Source organism: Sinomonas atrocyanea (assembly GCF_030811715.1).
Taxonomy (GTDB): Bacteria; Actinomycetota; Actinomycetes; order Actinomycetales; family Micrococcaceae; genus Sinomonas; species Sinomonas atrocyanea_A.
In genome coordinates, this window is sequence record NZ_JAUSRH010000001.1 from 389,706 (window position 1) to 405,339 (window position 15,634).

The window sequence follows — 15,634 nt, forward strand, 5'->3', positions numbered from 1 at the left end:
GCTCAGCGAGCGCCGAGGAGGTGCTCGAGGGCCAGCTGGTTGAGCCGGATGAACGCGTAGGAGCGCTCGGCGGCCGCGTCTGCGTCGAACTCCTCGAATGCGGAGGCGTCGGCGAGGAGGTCCGCCGCGCTCTCCCCGGCGGCGAGGGTCGGCTCGGCCAGCTCGTACACGGCGGAGGCGCGCAGGGCGTCCTGGACCTCGGCGTCTGCGCGGAAGGCCGCGGCCCGTTCGGCCAGGAGCAGGTACATGCGCATGTTCGCCTTCGCGGACTCCCACACGCCGTCGTACCCGTCGGTGCGGGAGGGCTTGTAGTCGAAGTGGCGCGGGCCCTCGTAGCGCGGGCCCCCGCTCGGGAAGCCGTTCTCGAGGAGGTCCACCGTGAAGAATGCGCTCGTGAGGTCGCCGTGGCCGAAGACGAGGTCCTGGTCGTACTTGATGCCGCGCTGGCCGTTGAGGTCGATGTGGAACAGCTTGCCCGCCCACAGCGCCTGCGCGATGCCGTGGGTGAAGTTCAGCCCGGCCATCTGCTCGTGCCCGGTCTCGGGGTTCAGGCCCACGATGTCGCCGTGCTCGAGCTGGGCGATGAACGCGAGCCCGTGCCCCACGGTGGGCAGGAGGATGTCCCCGCGCGGCTCGTTCGGCTTCGGCTCGAGCGCGATCCGCAGCCCGTAGCCCTTCTCCTTGATGTACGCGGCGGCCGTGTCCACGCCCTCGCGGTAGCGGTCCAGGGCCGCCGCGAGGTCCTTCGACCCGTCGTACTCCGAGCCCTCGCGGCCGCCCCACATGACGAAGGTCTCCGCGCCCAGCTCGGCGGCGAGGTCGATGTTGCGCAGGACCTTGGCGAGGCCGAACCGGCGCACCGAGCGGTCATTGGACGTGAAGCCGCCGTCCTTGAAGACCGGGTGGCTGAAGAGGTTCGTCGTCACCATCGGGACCTTGAGCCCCGTCTCCTCGAGGGCGGCGCGGAACCGCTTGAGGATGAGCTCCCGCTCGGCGGCTGGCGCCCCGAACGGGACCAGGTCGTTGTCGTGGAACGTGATCCCGTACGCGCCCAGCTCGGCGAGCCGGTGCACGGCCTCGACGGGGTCGAGCGCGGGCCGGGTCGGCACGCCGAACGGGTCGTTCCCCGTCCAGCCCACGGTCCACAGGCCGAAGGTGAACTTGTTCTCGGGGGTAGGCGTCGCTGCCATGGAGAGCTCCTCGATGGGGGGTGGGTTGGGGCGAAAGAGAATTAGTATTTGTTCTGAACTATATGGACCATGATGTGATGTGGTCAACACTTTTTCCTCGGGAGGACCCATGACGTCTCAGGCCACGCCCGCGCCCGGCCGCGTGGGCGATGTCCGGCGGCGCAATCTGGCGCTCGTCCTGAACCGTCTGGGCCCGGAGGGGGTCGCGAGCCGCGCGGAGATCGCGGCCGCCACCGGCCTGACCAAGGCCTCGGTCTCGAGCCTCGTGGCGGACCTGCTGGAGACCGGGCTCGTCGAGGAACTCGGCGTCACGCGCGGCGGCGAGCGCGGCCGGCCCGGGGTGGGCCTCGCACTGAGCCCCCGGCGCGGCGCGCTCGGCGCCGAGGTCAACGTGGACTACCTCGCCGTGGGCGTCCTCGACCTGCGGGGCGCGCTGCGGGTCCATGAGACCGTCGAGGCCTCCAACCACGGCCGGGCCCCCGAGGACGTCCTCGCCGACCTCCGGTCGCTGGCCGCCCGGGTCGGCGAGGCCGCGGCAGCGGACGGCGTCGAACTCCTCGGAGGAGGGCTCGCCGTGCCGGGGATCGTCGACACGGCCTCGGGGACCCTGGTCACCGCCCCCAACCTCGCGTGGGCCGGGGTGCCCCTCGCCGGCGCGCTCCAGGACCTCGCGCCCGGAGCGCCCTTCTCGGCGGAGCTCTCCAACGAGGCGGACAGCGCGGCCCTCGCCGAGCTCTGGTACGGCCGCGGGCGCGCGCTCGGCTCGTACCTGTACCTCTCGGGCGAGGTGGGGGTGGGCGGCGGCCTCGTCATCGGCTCCCAGCTGTTCACGGGCGCCGGCGGCCATGCCGGCGAGGTGGGCCACGTCGTCGTCGATCCCGGCGGCCGCCGCTGCTCCTGCGGCGGCCGCGGATGTGTCGAGACCGTTGCCGGGCAGGAGGCGGTCCTCGCCGCCGCGGGCATCACCGGCGCCGGAAGCACGACGACGGGCCGCCTCGACGCGCTGACAGCCTCCCTGGCCGCCGGGGACGCCCGGGCGGTCGGCGCGGTCGAGCGCGCGGGCGAGGCGCTCGCCGTTGCCGTGGTCGCCGCCGCGCGGCTCGTGGACCTCTCGGCCGTGGTCCTCGGCGGCCACTTCGGAATCCTCCGCGGCGTCCTCGGGCCCGCGCTCGAGGCGGCCCTGGAGGACCTCGCGCCCGGCCGCATCACCACGGTGGCCTTCTCCGACCTCGGGGCCTCCGCGGCGCTCACGGGCGCGGCCGGCGCGGCGCTGCGGCGCGCCCTCGCGGCGCCGCACGCGCTCCTCGGCTGATCCGCACGCTCCTCGGCTGACGCCGCGACCGGCCAGTCAGGCCCCGAGGGCGCGGATGCGCCACCGGGCCGTGTGCTCCCCGCCCGGCGCGAGCCACACGAGGTCCGTCCCGGTCGCGAACGCGTTGGGCGGGCACGTCATCGGCTCGACGGCCAGGCCGAGGCGGCTCGGCCCGGACGGCGCCGCGTCCGCGGTGCAGAGCTGCACCCACGGGCACCCGGCGTCCCACTCCATGGCCACGCCGGTCCCCGAGGGGTCCCGGACGGCGACCCGGGCCACGCCCTGATCGAGGGCCAGGTGCGTGAAGGCGTGGTCGATCTCCGTCCGCCCGATGCGGCGGGGCTCGCGGAAGTCGAACTCGTGCCCCGCCACCGTGCGCGTCCCGAGGGGCAGGAGCCTGTCCTCGGTGACCTCGAGGAACTCCGCTGCCGGGACCTCGAGCTCCCACGTGTCCAGCGGCGACGGTCCGGCGACGAGGTAGGGGTGCGGGCACACCCCGTACGGGGCGAGGTCCTCGCCGGTGTTCACGGCGCGCACCGACCAGTCGAGGCCATCCGCGCTGAGCGCGTACCGGGCCTCGAGCCGCAGCCGGAACGGATAGCCCTCGCTCGGGCCGAGGTCGAGCGCGAAGGCCACCGAGGCGCCGTCGTGCGCCACGAGCCGCCACTCCCGCGCGAGGGCGAGGCCGTGCAGCGCGCAGCCGCGCTCCGGTTCGGTGACCGGGACGGCGAGCTCGCGGCCGCCGGCGGTGTAGCGCCCATCCGCGAGGCGGTTGGGCCACGGGGCGGCGACGATCCCGCGGAAGGCGGGGATCGGCGCCCCGGGGTCGAACGGCACCACGAGGTCCCGGCCCCGGTTGGTCAGTGAGGCGAGGGCGCCGGCCGTGCAGGTGACGGTCGCGGCGTAGTCGCCGGCACGGATGGCGGCGCTCACGCTGCTCATGCGGAGAGCGAGCCCTCGCGCTCCCGGTCCGCGAGGTCTTCGAGCACGACGGCGGGGGGCCGCTCGGCGCGGCTCGTCACCTCTACGGCGTGCCCGGTGTGGGCGGACTCGAGCAGCGATTCCATGACGTCTAGCACGTGGTACCCCAGCGTTCCCCCGGCCCTGGGCTCCTCGGAGGACCCGGCCGCCAGGGTGCGGGCGAGGTCCGCGATGCCGTAGCCGCGCCCCGAGTCCACGTAGCCCGCCGAGACGGGAAGCGCCTCCCAGTCGTCCCCGCCGAGGCGGTGCAGGCGCGTGTCGCCGTCGAAATGGTTGGGGTCCGGGACGGCGAGGGTGCCGAGCGGACCGTGCACCTCGATGTTCGCCGCGTGGGTCGCGACGGCGTCGAAGCTCATCACGAGCGTGGACAGCGCGCCGGAGGCATGGGTGAGCACGCCGGTGACGTGCGTGTCCGTGGTCACCGGGATGGTCTCGCCGGTGCGGGGCCCGGAGCCGATGGTCCGCTCGGACCGCGTGTGGCTCGCGGCCCCGACCACCGAGGCCACGGGCCCCAGGAGCGTCACGAGCGCGGTGACGTAGTAGGGCCCCATGTCCAGCAGCGGGCCGCCGCCGGGGACGTAGTAGAAGTCCGGGTTCGGGTGCCAGCGCTCGTGCCCGGGGGTCACCATGGTCGCGGTGGCGGCGACGGGCGCGCCGATGAGGCCGTCGTCGATCGCCTTGCGCGCGGTCTGGATGCCCGTGCCGAGCACGGTGTCCGGCGCGCAGCCCACCACGACCCCGGCGGCCCGCGCGGCGTCGAGCACTCTGCGTGCCTCATCGGTGGTCGCGGCGAGGGGCTTCTCGCCGTAGACGTGCTTGCCGGCGGCGATCGCCGCGAGGGCGACCTCGGCGTGGGCGGCCGGGATGGTCAGGTTCAGGACGAGGTCCACGTCGCCGGCCGCGAGGAGCTCGTCCACGCCGATGGCGCGCACGCCCTCGCCGTACTCGTCGGCCACGTCCTGCGCCCGCGTCGCGTCGAGGTCCGCAACGGCCACGAGCCGCACGCCCCCGAGCCGCCGGAAGCTGTCGAGGTACTGGCCCACGATCTTGCCGCAGCCGATGATCCCGATCTTCAGCGGCCCTTGAGTTCCTACCGGCTTGCCCACAGCAGGCCCCTTTCGATGATGGTGCGGACGTTCTGGTCCTCGAGGACCTCCACGCGGTGGCCGGGGGTGCAGACGAAGATGCGCCCGGCGCCCCACTCCCGGGTCCAGAGGACGGGGGAGGTGACCTCGCGGTGCCAGGGGTCCCAGGGGCGCACCTTCTGGGTGGTCGTGGCGAGGACGTCGATGTAGTCGTCCGCCAGGACCCAGTACTGCTCGGTCACGAGGTCGAAGTCCTTCAGGCCCTCCGTGATGGGGTGGTTCGCGGCGGCCGGGAGCATGGTCACGGTGTACGGGACGTAGTTGTCCGACTGCTCTCCGGTCCGCTCGTCGGGGTGCTTGCCGGGGTGGCACGCGAACTGGCCGCCGATGAGGTGGAGGTAGTCGGAGGTGTTCCGGTACGAGTCGGCGATGCCGCCGTGCCAGCCCGCGAGGCCGGTGCCGTTCTCGACGGCGGTGCGGAGCCCCTCGAACTCGTCCTTCTCGATCGTGGACATCGTCATGCACTGCATCACGAGGTCCACGGTGGCCATGTACTCCGGGTCGGCGTAGACCTTGGGCGATTCCTCGATCCGCACCTCGTAGCCGTGGGCCTCGAGGTGGGGGATGAACAGGTCCGTGGCCTGGATGGGCTGGTGCCCGTCCCAGCCCCCGCGCACCACGAGCGCGTTCTTGGTGGTCATGAGACTCCTCTGCTGCTGAAGGCGGCGTCGAACGCCGCGGCGGGGGGCGCGATCTCGGCGAGGCCGCGTACGAGGGCGAGGGCCTGCGGCGCCCCGATGAGCCGGTCCATGCCGGCGTCCTCCCATTCGATGCTCGTGGGACCCTCGTACCCGATCGCGTTCAGGGTCCGGAAGATGGGTTCCCACTGCACGTGGCCGTGCCCGGCGGTGACGAAGTCCCAGCCGCGGCGCGGGTCCGCCCACGCGAGGTGGGAGCCGAGCCGGCCGTTGCGGCCGTTGAGCTGGCGGACGGACTCCTTGACGTGGACGTGGAAGACCTTCTCCGCGAAGTCCTGGAGGAACATGACGGGGTCGAGGTCCTGCCAGATGAAGTGCGAGGGATCGAAGTTGAGCCCGAAGGACTCCCGGTGGCCGATCGCCTCGAGCGTGCGCTTCGCCGTCCAGTAGTCGTAGGCGATCTCGGACGGGTGGACCTCGAGGGCGAACCGGACCCCGACCTCGTCGAAGACGTCCAGGATCGGGTTCCACCGGTCGGCGAAGTCCTGGTACCCGGCCTCGATCATCCCCTCGGGCACGGGCGGGAACATCGCCACCGCCTTCCAGATCGAGGACCCGGTGAAGCCCGTGACGGTCGTGACGCCGAGCCTGGCCGCGGTCCGGGCGGTGGCCTTCATGACCTCGGCGGCCCGGGTGCGCACGCCCTCGACGTCGCCGTCGCCCCACACCTCGTCCGAGAGGATGCCCCGGTGCCGGGCATCGATCGGGTCGTCGCACACGGCCTGGCCGGTGAGGTGGTTCGCGATGGCGTAGACCTTCAGGCCGTGCTTGGCGAGGATGTCCAGGCGGGTCTGGAGGTACGCGTCGTCCTCCGCGGCCCGCACCGGGTCGAGGTGGTCGCCCCAGCAGGCGATCTCGAGGCCGTCGAAGCCCCACTCCCCCGCCAGCCGCGCGACCTCCTCGAAGGGCAGGTCGGCCCACTGGCCGGTGAAGAGGGTAATAGGTCGTCGGGGCATGTCAGGCTCCCTCCACTTTCGTCCAGCGTGATTCGTCCGCGGCGCTCGCCTCGACGGCGTCGAGGACGCGCTGCACCTGGAGTGCGTCGGCGAACGACGGCGTGGGCTGCTTCCCTGCCGCGATGGCCTCGACCAGGTCCACCACCTGGTGGGTGAACGCGTGCTCGTACCCGAGCCCGTGCCCCACAGGCCACCAGTGCGCCGTGTAGGGGTGTTCCGGTTCGGTCACCTGGATCTTCCGGAAGCCGGCGTTCGGCTCGTCCGCCGCGTCGTAGAGCCACAGCGAGTTCATGTCCTCGAAGTCGAACGCGAGCGAGGCCTTCGATCCGTTGAGCTCGAGCCGCATGGCGTTCTTCCGTCCGAGGGCGAACCGCGTCGCCTCGAAGACGCCGAGGGGGCCGGCGGACCCGGCGCTGCCCTCGAACCGGGCGCTGAAGATCGCGGCGTCGTCGACCGTCACCGGCCCCTTCGGCGCTTCCGGGCCGCCGCGCCCGCCCAGGCCCACGAAGTCCCCGCCCACGGGGCGTTCCGTCACGAACGTCTCCAGCAGCGCCGAGACGCCCGAGATGTGCTGGCCGGTGGTCCACTGGGCGGCGTCGATGATGTGCGCGCCGATGTCGCCGAGCGATCCGGAGCCCGACATCGTCTTGTCGAGCCGCCAGGTCAGCGGCGCGTTCTCATCCGCGAGCCAGTCCTGGAGGTACTGGGCGCGCACGTGCCGCAGCTGCCCGAGCGCGCCGGAATCGACGAGCCGCTTCGCGAGGGACAGCGCCGGCGTGCGGCGGTAGGAGAACCCGCACATCGAGAACACCCCGCGGGCCGCCGCGGAGTCCGCCGCCGCCGTCATCCGTTCGGCCTCGGCCACCGAGTTCGCGAGCGGCTTCTCGCACAGCACGTGCTTGCCCGCCTCGAGGGCGGCGATCGCGATCTCCGCGTGCGTGCTGCCGGGCGTGCAGATGTCGATGAGGTCGATGTCGTCCCGCTCGATGAGCCGGCGCCAGTCGGTCTCTGCTGATTCCCACCCGAGCTTGGCGGCCGCCGCCGCGACGCGCCGGGCGTCGCGGCCGGCAACGGCGGCGAGCTGCGGGGACAGCGGGAGGTCGAAGAACCGGGGCGCCGTGCGCCAGGCCTGCGAGTGGGCGGCGCCCATGAAGGCGTATCCCACCATGCCGACCCTCAGGGGCTTGGTCTCTGCCATGTGCACCTCTCTACTTGCTGAAGCCGGCGGTCAGGCCGCTCACGAGCTGGCGGCGGGCCACGACGTACACGACCAGAAGGGGCAGCGTGGCCAGGACGACGGAGGCCAGCACCGCGGGGATGTTGACGCTGAACTCGCCCTGGAAGGTCCACAGCGAGAGGGGCAGGACGCGCGTCGCGGGGCTCTGCGTGAGGATGAGCGGGAAGAGGAACCCGTTCCACACGGTGAGCGCGTCGTAGATGCCGACCGTGACCACCGCGGGCCGCACGAGCGGCAGTGCCAGCTGCCACATCATGGCCCAGTCGGAGGCACCGTCCAGGCGCATCGACTCGAACAGCTCGTTCGGGACGTCCCTGAGGAAGTTGCCGAGGATGAGGACGGAGATGGGGATGGCGAAGGCGATCGAGGGCAGGATGAGCGCCAGCAGGGTGTCGTACATGTGGGCGCGGGTGATCATCCAGTAGATCGGAATGATCGTCGCGTGCAGCGGGATCGCGAGGCCCAGCAGGAACAGCCGGTTCGTCCAGCTGAGGAACCGCCCCCTCCCCCGCACGATCGCGTACGCGGCCATGAACGAGACGAGGAGGGTCGGGATGACGCTGCCCACCGTCACGATCAGGCTGTTGGCGAAGTACTGGGCGAAGTCGCTCTCGAGGACGAGGCTGTAGTTCTCGAAGGTCGGGCTCGCGGGCGGCAGCAGCGGGTTCGAGGAGAAGAATCCTTCCTGGCCCTTGAGGCTCGTGATCACCACGTAGTAGATCGGCAGGATGATGACGGCGAGCCAGGCCCAGCCTCCGAGGCCGCCGAGGAGGTTGGGGCGGGCGCGCCCGAGCCGGGGGCGCCGGTGCTCTTCCGTCCGGCGGCGGGCGGCTGCCGTCTGGGTTGCAGGTGCTTGGGTCGTGGAGGCCATCTCAGGCGCCTTCCAGTTGGCTCGCGCCGCGGTTCTTGCCGCCGAGGCGCTGCAGGAGCAGCGCGAGGGCGAGGCCGACGACGACGAGGACGACGCCGAGCGCGCTGGCCGCGCCCATGTCGTTGGCCTTGAACCCGGTGAGGTACATGTGCAGGGGCAGGAGGCGGGTCGAGTAGCCGGGTCCGCCGCCCGTGAGGACGAAGACGAGGTCGAAGTACGCGAGGGAGCCGACCGCCATGAGGGTCGAGGACGTGATGACCGTGTACTTCAGCTGCGGGAGCGTGATGCTGAAGAACTGCTGGACGCGGCCCGCGCCGTCGATCTGCGCGGCCTCGTAGAACGACGTCGGGATCTGCCGCACGCCGCCCTGGTAGATGAGGGTGTGGAACGGGACGAACTGCCACGCAATGACGAAGACGACGACGAACAGGACGAGGTCCGAGTTGCCGAGCCAGTCCTGCGCGAGGAACGGCAGGCCCAGGCCGGGCCCCATTCCGAAGTTGGGGTCGAGGAGGGCTTTGAAGGCGATCGCGATGGCCGCCGAGGAGAGCAGGAGCGGCAGGAAGTACAGGACGGCCAGGACGGCCCGGTAGCGCTGGCGGCCGGCCGTGAAGACGCCGAGCAGGAGGCTGATCGGTGTCTGGACCACGTAGCTGAAGATCATGACCTTCACGGTCACCCAGATCGCGTTGGCCGTCACCGGGTCCGTGAGGGCGCGGACCCAGCTGGAGAGGCCGTCGAAGCGGATGTCGCCGAGCCCGTCCCACGAGGTGAAGCTCAGGGCGACGACGCCTCCGAGCGGGATGATCGCGAAGACGAGGAAGAACACCAGGGCCGGGACGGCGAGCCACCCCGACGGGCCCGCCTCGCGGGCCCGTCGGGACCGAGCGTCGGTGAACGCCATGGCTACTTGCCGACCGTCGCGTTCATCGTGCTGACGAACTGCTCCGGGGTGATCTTCTTGAGGAAGATCTGGTCGAGGTTGGACAGCATCGCGTCGCCCTGAGCCGGGCTGAGCGCCTGGTCCCACGAGAGGGTGAAGCTCGGCGCGTCCTTGACCATGCCGTAGACGAAGGTCAGGAAGTCCTTGTCGGGCGAGGCCTGGAGCTTGCCCTCGATGCCCTTGACCACGGGCACCGCACCCGAGTCGATGAGTGCCTGCGTGTCCGCGTCGGTGAACATGCCGTTCTTGATGTAGTCCTCGGCCGTCTTCTTCTGCGCATCGGTCGCCTTCGACGAGACCGACCAGAAGTTGGAGGGGTTGCCGACGACGTCCGCGGGGTCGCCCTTGCCGCCGTCGACGGTCGGGAAGGTGGTCCAGCCGATCTTGCCGTTCTTGATCGAGTCCGCGGCGTTCTTCTTCATCGTCTGGTAGATCCAGCCGCCCTGGAGGATCATCGCCGCCTTCCCGGTGTACAGGAGTGCCTGGTCTGCGTTGCTGTCCGCCGCGATCGAGGAGAAGCCGTTGACGAAGCCCCCCGCGTCGACGAGCTGCTGGATCTTGGTCAGCGCCTCGGTCACGGCGGGGTTGGACCACGCGTTCGGCTTGTTCGCGGCGATGTCGGCGAAGACCTGTGGTCCGCCGATGCGCTCGGTGAGGTACTCGAGCCACATGAGGTCGGGCCACTTCGACTGGCCGCCCAGGGAGAACGGGGCGATGCCGGCCTCCTTGAACTTCGGCACGAGCGCCATCAGGTCGTCCCAGGTCTTGGGCGCCTGGGCGCCGACCTTGTCGAAGAGTTCCTTGTTGTAGTACAGCACCACCGGCTGGGCGTTGTTGTTCGGGACGGCGAACTGCTTCCCGTTCACCTGTCCGTTCTTCAGGACCGACGGCAGGTAGCGGTCCTTCACCTCGGGGTTCTTCTCCAGGAAGGAGGTGAGGTCCTCGACCTGGCCGGCATCGACGTAGGACTTGAGCACGCCCCCGCCCCAGCCGTAGATGAAGGTGGGCCCCTGCCCGGCGCCGACGGCGGTGCGGACCTTGGTCTTGTAGGCATCGTTCGCGAAGAAGTCGAGCTTGATGGACTCGCTCGAGTGCGCGGAGTTCCAGGAGTCGATCGACTTCTGGAGCACCGGCTGGTTGCCTCCCGTGAGGCCCCACATCGTCGCGGAATCCGCGCTCACGGAGGCACCGGGGCCACCGGAACCGCAGGCAGCCAGGGTCACGGCCAGCGCGCCGGCGGCGAGCGCCGCGGAGCCCTTGCGCAGAGTGTGCATCTTCATGGTGTTGAGTTCATCCTCCAAGGTCGTGGCTGCCTGTCCGGGTGGAGGCCTGCGCTCTCGACGGCGGGAGCATGGCCTTCGCTGCGGGGCGGGTGTTTGTTTTCCGGCAGTCGCCGAAACTCGAAACATTTCGGAAAGAATCAGCGTGCACGGCAACCGTAGGAGGTGACGCACATCACGGTCAAGGGCTGCAGTGAAAAAGTTCAGATCCTTCACGAAATGCCTCAGATGAGGCCAGCATCGGGGGATCCTTGACGGCAGCCCGCTTCTGGCAGCAAGCTGATCACGACGAAACTTTTCGACACTAGGACCGCCGTGAGCCTCGCCTCCCCCGCCAGAAAGCCCACACTGGCTGCCATCGCCCGCCTCACCGGCGTCTCCACCCCGACCGTGTCGAAGGTGGTCAACGGGCGCGGCGACGTGGCCGAGGGGACCCGGGCCAAGGTGCTCGCGGCGCTCGAGGAGGCCGGCTACGAGTCTCCGGGCCATCGACGGAGCAGCGATGCCCCCCAGATCGTGGAGGTCGCCTTCGACTCGGTCACGTCCAACTATTCCTCTGCCCTGCTCAACGGCATCCTGGACGGGGCCGCAGAGGCGGGGGCCGAGATCGTCGTGGGCATCAGCGGCAGCAGCCGGGGGCCGGGCGCCGACCTGGACCGCAAGGCCCAGCGGATGGTCGATGAGGCCAGAGCCGGCCTGATCGTCGTGACGTCCGCCTTCACGCCCTCGCACCTCGCGGCCTTCCGTCGCCGGCGCGTCCCGGTGGTGGTCGTCGACCCGCTCAATCCACCGCCCGCCGGCGTCGTCAGCGTCGGTGCGACAAACTGGTCGGGCGGCCGCGCCGCCGCGGAGCACCTGCTCGACCTAGGGCACGAGCGGATCGCCTACCTCGGCGGTCCGGAGTCCGCCGAGTGCAACCAGGCCCGCCTGCACGGCTACCTCTCCGCCCTCATGTCCCGGGGCATCTCGGTCGAGCCGGGCTATGTGATCCACGGCGGCTTCCGCACCGAGTGCGGCATCAGCGGCCTCACGGCACTGCTCGGTCTGGAGCAGGCCCCCACGGCGATCTTCGCCGGCAGCGACGCCATCGCGGTGGGCGTGCTGCGGGAGGCCCGGCGCCGCGGCATCCGCGTGCCCGAGGACCTCAGCCTCGTGGGCTTCGATGGGACCGCTCTGGCCGAGGACTCCGTCCCCGCCCTCACGTCCGTCGCCCAACCGCTCCACGACATGGGGCGCATCGCCCTGCGCACCCTCCTGCGGCAGTCCCGCGGTGAGCAGCTCGACTCGCACCGCGTCGAGCTGGCAACGCAGCTCGTGGTCCGGGAGTCCACGGCGCCGCTGGCCTGATCCGCCGTCCCAGCAGCAGCATCGCGACACAGCAGCACCACAGGTTCGCCCTACGGATCCCATAGTTTCCCCCCATAGCCTTCGGGCAGGCGCGGCGAAGGTCCGCGCATCGAAGGGACACCCCATGTTTGCTCGGTACCTGCGGCGGGAGCTGTCAGGGCGGCGGAAGCAGACCGCCATCATCGCCATCGCCCTGGCCCTGGCCATCGCACTCGTCATCGTCGTCAATGCGCTCTCGGCGGGCGTCCGCGATGCCCAGAAGGCTGCCCTCGCGTCCGTGTACGGCGTGGGCACCGACATCACCGTGACCAAGGCCCCGGCTGCTCCGACGGCCGGCGCGCAGCCCGGCCAGCGGTTCGACTTCAACGGGGGCACCGGCGGAACCGCGGGCTCGTCGACCTCGGTGAACCAGTCGCGGCTCGTCTCGGGCCGCGGAGCCTCGACCTTCGCCTCGACCTCGCTTGCCACGGTCAGGGGCACCAGCGGGGTCCAGGCGGCCTCGTCCGCGCTCTCGCTCATGAACCTCACCCTCAGCGGCCAGGTCAACCAGAACGGCAGCGCCACCGCCGCCCCGACTGCTCCGGCGCAGTCCGGCACCGGCTCCCGTCAGGGCGAGTACCGCCGCGGCCCGGGCGGCTCGTTCGGCGTCAACTCCTTCAGCGTCCTCGGGATCGACTCAGATGCCTCGACCGTCGGCCCCCTCGCTGCCGCGACGGTCTCCCAGGGCCGCGCCCTCGGGTCCCAGGACGTCGGCAAGCACAACGCCGTCGTCGACTCCTCCTACGCGACGACTGCGAGCCTGAAGCTCGGAGGCACCGTGAACGTGGGCGGCACCGACTTCACGATCGTGGGCATCGTCTCCGCGACCGGGTCCGAGTCGGAGACCGCCGCGAACGTCTACATCCCGCTCGACGTCGCCCAGGCCCTCTCGACCCAGCCCAACGTGGTCAGCACGGTCTACGTCAAGGCCGCGTCCTCGGACCAGCTGTCCACCGTCAAGTCCTCGCTCCAGAAGGCGCTTCCTGACGAGGCCGTCAACACCCAGGACGACCTCGCCTCGAACGTCTCGGGGTCCCTCGCGAACGCCTCGAGCCTCATCTCCGGGCTCGGGCTGTGGCTCTCCATCGCCGTCCTCGCCGCCGCGTTCCTGCTCGCCGCACTCCTGACACTCTCGGGCGTCTCCCGCCGCACGCGGGAGTTCGGCACCCTCAAGGCGATCGGCTGGCGGAACTCGCGGATCGTCCGCCAGGTGGCGGGCGAATCGTTCGTGCAGTCGGCCATCGGCGCCGTCGGCGGCATCGCGATCGGCCTCCTCGCGGTCCTCGCCCTGAACATCTTCTCCCCGACCTTGAGCGCCTCGGCCGGCGTGGGCCGCGGGTTCGGAGGCGCCGGCCAGGCGGCCCGGCAGGCCGCAGGGCAGGCAGCCCAGGGCGGTGCGGGGCAGGGCGGGGGCTTCGGGGGAGGCGGCTTCGGCCGCGCCGGGGCGGCCGCAACCCAGGTGGTCCTGGGTGCGCCGGTGACCCCCTCCGTCATCCTCATCGCGGTGGCCATCGCGATCGCCGGCGGGCTCATCGCGGGCATGGTGGGCGGATGGCGCGCGGCCCGTCTGCAGCCGGCCGCGGCCCTGCGGAGCGTGGCCTGATGAGCGTCCAGGACGAGAAGCAACTCGGAACAGAGGAACCCAGCATGCAGCGCACCACCACTCCCGACGAGGAACAGCGCCCCGTCCAGGACCCCGAGAGCGGCTCCGCGCCGATGTTCGAGCTGGCCGACGTGGCCAAGGCCTACAAGCAGTCCAAGCGCGAGGTCAGGGCGCTCGACGGCGTGAGCGTGAGCATTCCCGCCGGGCAGCTCGTGGCGATCCAGGGCCCGACCGGCGGCGGCAAGTCCACGCTCCTGCAGATGCTCGGCGCGCTGGACCGGCCGACCTCCGGAACGGTCACGCTCGCCGGCCGGGAGATCTCCCGGCTGCGGGACCGGCAGCTCGCGGACATCCGCGCCCGCGAGATCGGGTTCGTGTTCCAGTCCTTCAACCTCATCCCGACCCTCACCGCGCAGGAGAACGTCGAGATGGGCCTCGCACCGCTCGGGCTGCCGGCCAGGGAGCGGGCCGAGCGCGCCACCCAGGCCCTCGCCTCGGTGGGGCTCGGCGAGCGCGCGGGCCACCTGCCCGGCGAGCTCTCCGGGGGCCAGCAGCAGCGCGTCGCGATCGCCCGGGCGCTCGCGAAGCGCCCCAAGGTCCTCCTCGCGGACGAGCCCACTGGCAACCTCGACGAGGGCACCAGGGACGAGATCATGGACCTCTTCGAGACACTCTGGCGCCAGGGGCTCACGATCGTGCTCGTCACGCACGACTCGTCGGTGGCCCGCAGGGCCGAGCGCCGCCTCCGGATCGCCGGGGGCAAGCTGACCGAGAAGGACTAGGCCTGGCGCGGCCGACGGCGGGCGGCGGCTTCCGTGGGGGGCGCCGCCCGCCGCCCGTCCCCGGCCCTTGCCGAGGCGCACGGGCCGGGGAGAGGATCGCCGCGTGGACGTCAACCACTCGGTCATGATCGTCACGGGCGCCTCCTCCGGGATTGGCGCGGCCACCGCGCGCGCGGCAGCGGCGGCAGGTGCCCGGCTCGTCCTCGCAGCGCGGAGGGCCGAGCGCCTCCGCGAGCTCGCCGCGCAGCTCCCGGACGCGATCGCGGTCCGCTGCGACGTCACCGACCATGCCCAGCTCCGTGGCCTCGCGAGCACCGCGCTCGAGGCGTACGGGCGCATCGACGTCCTCGTGAACAACGCCGGCCAGGGGCTGCACACGCCGCTCGAGGACGTGGACCCCGAGGACTTCCGCGCGATCCTCGACCTCAACGTCGTCGCCCCGCTCGTCGCGATGCAGGCCGTGCTTCCGGCGATGCGCTCGCAGGGGGCGGGGAGCATCGTCAATGTCAGCTCGGGCAGCATCCTCCGCGTCCTTCCGGGGGCGGGTGCGTACGCCGCGTCGAAGGCGGCGCTGAGCATGCTCTCGGCGATCGCGCGCGCGGAGTTCGCCGAGGCCGGCGTCGTGGTCTCCACGGTCTACCCCTTCATCACGGCCACCGAGTTCCATTCCGCCCTGCGCGCGGGCTCGGGCCCAGCGGGCGCCGCGGGCCGGCCCGGCCGGCCCGGCGGCTCCGGCCCCCGAGCGCAGCGCCCCGAGCAGGTCGCCGAGGTGATCCTCGGGCTCGTGCGCTCCGGCGCGGAGCGGGCCGACCTCGTCCCGGTGGAGTACGGCGGCTCGTACGAGGGCTGAGCGGCCCCGGGCGGCCGTGGTCCCCGGACTAGAGTGGAGCCCATGAGCGAAGGAATCGTGGTCGGCAGCACGGGCGAGATCGAGGAGGGCACGGCGAAGGTCGTGGAGCCCGAGGAGTCCGGCTTCGACGAACCGATCGCCGTCTTCCATGCCGAGACCGGCTGCTTCTTCGCCCTCAACGACACATGCACCCACGAGGACGCCTCCCTCGCCGAGGGCTGGATCGAGGGCGAGACCGTCGAGTGCCCCCTCCACTCCTCGAGCTTCAGCCTGCGCACCGGGAAGGTCCTGTGCCTGCCCGCCACAGAGGACACCCGCACCCACCGGGTCGAGGTCCGCGACGGCCAGGTAGTCCTGTACCCGGGCACCGGCGCCGATCCCGACGCCTGCGCCCAGTAGC

The 15,634-nt window shown here is 71.5% G+C and carries 15 protein-coding genes; 6 read left to right on the forward strand and 9 right to left on the reverse strand.

Annotated features, from left to right (window positions below; translation table 11 throughout):
* Positions 1 to 2: 2 nt before the first annotated feature.
* Entirely contained in the window at positions 3 to 1,190 is a 1,188-nt protein-coding gene (xylA, locus tag J2W21_RS01860; RefSeq protein WP_307112803.1) for a xylose isomerase, read from the reverse strand.
* A 109-nt stretch (positions 1,191 to 1,299) separates the two neighbouring features.
* Here xylA and J2W21_RS01865 point away from each other — a divergent pair, with 109 nt between their 5' ends.
* Positions 1,300 to 2,502, forward strand: coding sequence for an ROK family transcriptional regulator (locus J2W21_RS01865; protein ID WP_307112804.1), 1,203 nt, complete (start codon positions 1,300 to 1,302; stop codon positions 2,500 to 2,502).
* Between the two features lie 36 nt (positions 2,503 to 2,538).
* Here the strand turns inward: J2W21_RS01865 and J2W21_RS01870 are convergent, their stop codons facing one another.
* From J2W21_RS01870 to J2W21_RS01905, 8 genes are read right to left on the reverse strand one after another with little or no spacing between them, the layout of a single operon-like run.
* Entirely contained in the window at positions 2,539 to 3,444 is a 906-nt protein-coding gene (locus J2W21_RS01870; protein ID WP_307112805.1) for an aldose 1-epimerase family protein, read from the reverse strand.
* Positions 3,441 to 4,589 carry a Gfo/Idh/MocA family protein gene (locus tag J2W21_RS01875; RefSeq protein ID WP_307112806.1) on the reverse strand — a complete coding sequence of 383 codons (1,149 nt, stop codon included), beginning with the start codon at positions 4,587 to 4,589 and terminating at the stop codon, positions 3,441 to 3,443. The genes J2W21_RS01870 and J2W21_RS01875 overlap by 4 nt, the downstream gene beginning before the upstream one ends.
* A complete protein-coding gene (locus tag J2W21_RS01880; protein WP_307112807.1) occupies positions 4,574 to 5,269 on the reverse strand; it encodes a ThuA domain-containing protein in 696 nt (231 codons plus the stop codon). The genes J2W21_RS01875 and J2W21_RS01880 overlap by 16 nt, the downstream gene beginning before the upstream one ends.
* On the reverse strand, positions 5,266 to 6,282 hold the full coding sequence (locus J2W21_RS01885; protein ID WP_307112808.1) for a sugar phosphate isomerase/epimerase family protein: 1,017 nt from the start codon (positions 6,280 to 6,282) through the stop codon (positions 5,266 to 5,268). The genes J2W21_RS01880 and J2W21_RS01885 overlap by 4 nt, the downstream gene beginning before the upstream one ends.
* 1 nt (position 6,283) lies before the next feature.
* The gene (locus J2W21_RS01890) at positions 6,284 to 7,480 is read right to left on the reverse strand and encodes a Gfo/Idh/MocA family protein (protein WP_307112809.1); all 1,197 of its coding nucleotides are present in this window, start codon (positions 7,478 to 7,480) and stop codon (positions 6,284 to 6,286) included.
* Positions 7,481 to 7,490: 10 nt separating this feature from the next.
* Complete coding sequence (locus J2W21_RS01895; RefSeq protein WP_307112810.1) at positions 7,491 to 8,390, reverse strand: carbohydrate ABC transporter permease; 900 nt, start codon at positions 8,388 to 8,390, stop codon at positions 7,491 to 7,493.
* A gap of 1 nt (position 8,391) precedes the next feature.
* On the reverse strand, positions 8,392 to 9,294 hold the full coding sequence (locus tag J2W21_RS01900) for a carbohydrate ABC transporter permease (protein ID WP_307112811.1): 903 nt from the start codon (positions 9,292 to 9,294) through the stop codon (positions 8,392 to 8,394).
* 2 nt (positions 9,295 to 9,296) lie between these two features.
* Complete coding sequence (locus J2W21_RS01905) at positions 9,297 to 10,613, reverse strand: extracellular solute-binding protein (RefSeq protein WP_307112812.1); 1,317 nt, start codon at positions 10,611 to 10,613, stop codon at positions 9,297 to 9,299.
* 315 nt (positions 10,614 to 10,928) lie between these two features.
* Between J2W21_RS01905 and J2W21_RS01910 the strand changes: the two genes are divergently transcribed.
* The 5 genes from J2W21_RS01910 (at position 10,929) to J2W21_RS01930 (ending at position 15,633) form a co-directional block, all read left to right on the forward strand.
* Positions 10,929 to 11,960 (forward strand): LacI family DNA-binding transcriptional regulator, encoded by a 1,032-nt coding sequence (locus J2W21_RS01910; protein WP_307112813.1) that lies wholly within the window; start codon positions 10,929 to 10,931, stop codon positions 11,958 to 11,960.
* A gap of 124 nt (positions 11,961 to 12,084) precedes the next feature.
* The gene (locus tag J2W21_RS01915; protein ID WP_307112814.1) at positions 12,085 to 13,602 is read left to right on the forward strand and encodes an ABC transporter permease; all 1,518 of its coding nucleotides are present in this window, start codon (positions 12,085 to 12,087) and stop codon (positions 13,600 to 13,602) included.
* Positions 13,603 to 13,715: 113 nt separating this feature from the next.
* A complete protein-coding gene (locus tag J2W21_RS01920) occupies positions 13,716 to 14,384 on the forward strand; it encodes an ABC transporter ATP-binding protein (protein ID WP_307113004.1) in 669 nt (222 codons plus the stop codon).
* Positions 14,385 to 14,487: 103 nt separating this feature from the next.
* Entirely contained in the window at positions 14,488 to 15,234 is a 747-nt protein-coding gene (locus tag J2W21_RS01925; protein WP_307112815.1) for an SDR family NAD(P)-dependent oxidoreductase, read from the forward strand.
* A 42-nt stretch (positions 15,235 to 15,276) separates the two neighbouring features.
* Complete coding sequence (locus tag J2W21_RS01930) at positions 15,277 to 15,633, forward strand: non-heme iron oxygenase ferredoxin subunit (RefSeq protein WP_307008507.1); 357 nt, start codon at positions 15,277 to 15,279, stop codon at positions 15,631 to 15,633.
* Position 15,634 lies beyond the last annotated feature (1 nt).